This window comes from Kiloniella spongiae (assembly GCF_001026905.1).
In the GTDB taxonomy this organism is placed as follows: Bacteria; Pseudomonadota; Alphaproteobacteria; order Kiloniellales; family Kiloniellaceae; genus Kiloniella; species Kiloniella spongiae.
On the sequence record NZ_LAQL01000045.1, the window covers coordinates 1 to 1,836 of the forward strand.

The window sequence follows — 1,836 nt, forward strand, 5'->3', positions numbered from 1 at the left end:
GTTCCCAAGTATTCTCTTGTTCAGAGATCGGTGTGCCATCAACCAACTGGCGAACAAATTTCTCCGTTCGGCGCACAAAGGGCCAGTCCTGACGATAGTCTGTAATGGTCTCGGTGCCCCGCTGGGTGTCTTTGGATGTAATCTGCTTGAAACCCAGAAATGATCCCCGCTTAACATCCACCTTGGCGCCAGCGTAGTTATACTCAATCTTACGCGTACCACCGATACCATCATCACGCTCTACTGAGTTCACGACAGAAAGTGGTGAGATATAATCCTGCTCGGGATAAGCAGCACCACTGCCTTTTGTATATCCGTCTTTATTGGTAAGCGGGCGATAATGAACAAAAGTACGAGCACCGCGCGAAGTCGTAACCGAGGTCAATAAGTCATGATTGGCACGTCCAGTATTAAGCCAAGTTGTTCTAAAACCGCCGTTGGCAATATTGGGGCGGGCAAAGGATGTGATCCAGTCAGGCAAGCCATCACCGTTCAAGTCGTGAAATTCACCCTTTTGTTCACTATAGCCAGATACACGATTGGTAATGTAATCAGGATGTTGATATTCGGGGGACTCCTCCCATCCCTGTCCAGTTCCAAGCCACGTTGTTCTGGTGCCCTTGTCTTCTGCGGCATGCACCCAATCAACAATGCCATCCCCATTAACATCAACAAAGGCACCAAGCTCACGATTATAGCTCAAATCAAATTGAGCCCCGGGCAAATCAAAGTTGGTATCTTTCTGCCAGCCGTCCCCCGTATTCAACCACGTGGATTTTACAACACTGCCATTGGTGTCAAGATAGGCCTGTACCCAATCCGGCAAGTTATCACCATTAAGATCAACAAAAGTACCCAGCGTTGTTGAACTCTTGTTATAATCCCACACTACAGTTGGCGGAACATATTCTGTACTATTCGCCCACCCTGATCCGGTGTTAAGCCAAACCTGCCTTAAAGTCCCGCCACCATAGAGATCATTACGACGGGTAAACGACCACACCCAATCCACAAGCCCGTCACCATTCAGATCAAGCAATTCGGACTGGCGTTCATCCATTGCATAATAATCGATTAAGTAAGTAGGTGGATTATAACCTGCATCCGCAACCCAGGTTGTTCCATTATTAAGCCAGATATTTCGAAAGACACCGCCACCAGAAACGTTTGCTCTACGCACATAAGCCGTCACCCAATCAAGTTTACCATCTCCATTGATGTCGTGGAGCTCGCCGCGCAGCTCATTATATCTTTGAAAATCACGCAGAATATCGGGCTGTTGAAAACCATTATCCAACACCCATCCTGCTCCAGAATTTAGCCATATTGAACGAAAGCCACCATTAGCCACACCGGGGCGCGCAAAAGATGTTACCCAATCAGGTAAACCATCTCCATTAATGTCATGGAGTTCACCGCGATGTTCATTGCCTTGCTGATAATCTCGCAAAATATCCGGAGGTTGATATTCCGCATTAATTGCCCAGCCGGAACCTGTGTTAAGCCAAACAGTTCTAAACCCACCATTAGCCACACCGGGGCGCGCAAAAGATGTTACCCAATCAGGTAAACCGTCTCCATTAATGTCATGGAATTCACCGCGATGTTCATTGCCTTGCTGATAATCCCGGAGAATATCCGGTGATTTATATTCAGAAGATTCGATCCAACCTCCTGTATTCGCAGAGTAACTAAAAAGGAGCGGCTTTAAACAATCAGCATCTGTACACTGTTCGAGTGACATCAAACGAGAATTTCCAACCAATCCTCCATAATCAAAACTAATCTTATAATCCGCAACGAGTGTCTCGCCCTCATAGGTCTGGATATTCTTCA

1 protein-coding gene is annotated in these 1,836 nt (G+C 46.8%); it reads right to left on the reverse strand.

Annotated features, from left to right (window positions below; genetic code table 11):
* The coding region (locus WH96_RS20815; RefSeq protein WP_156176893.1) for a toxin TcdB middle/N-terminal domain-containing protein at positions 1–1,744 on the reverse strand (1,744 nt) is incomplete at its 3' end.
* Positions 1,745–1,836 lie beyond the last annotated feature (92 nt).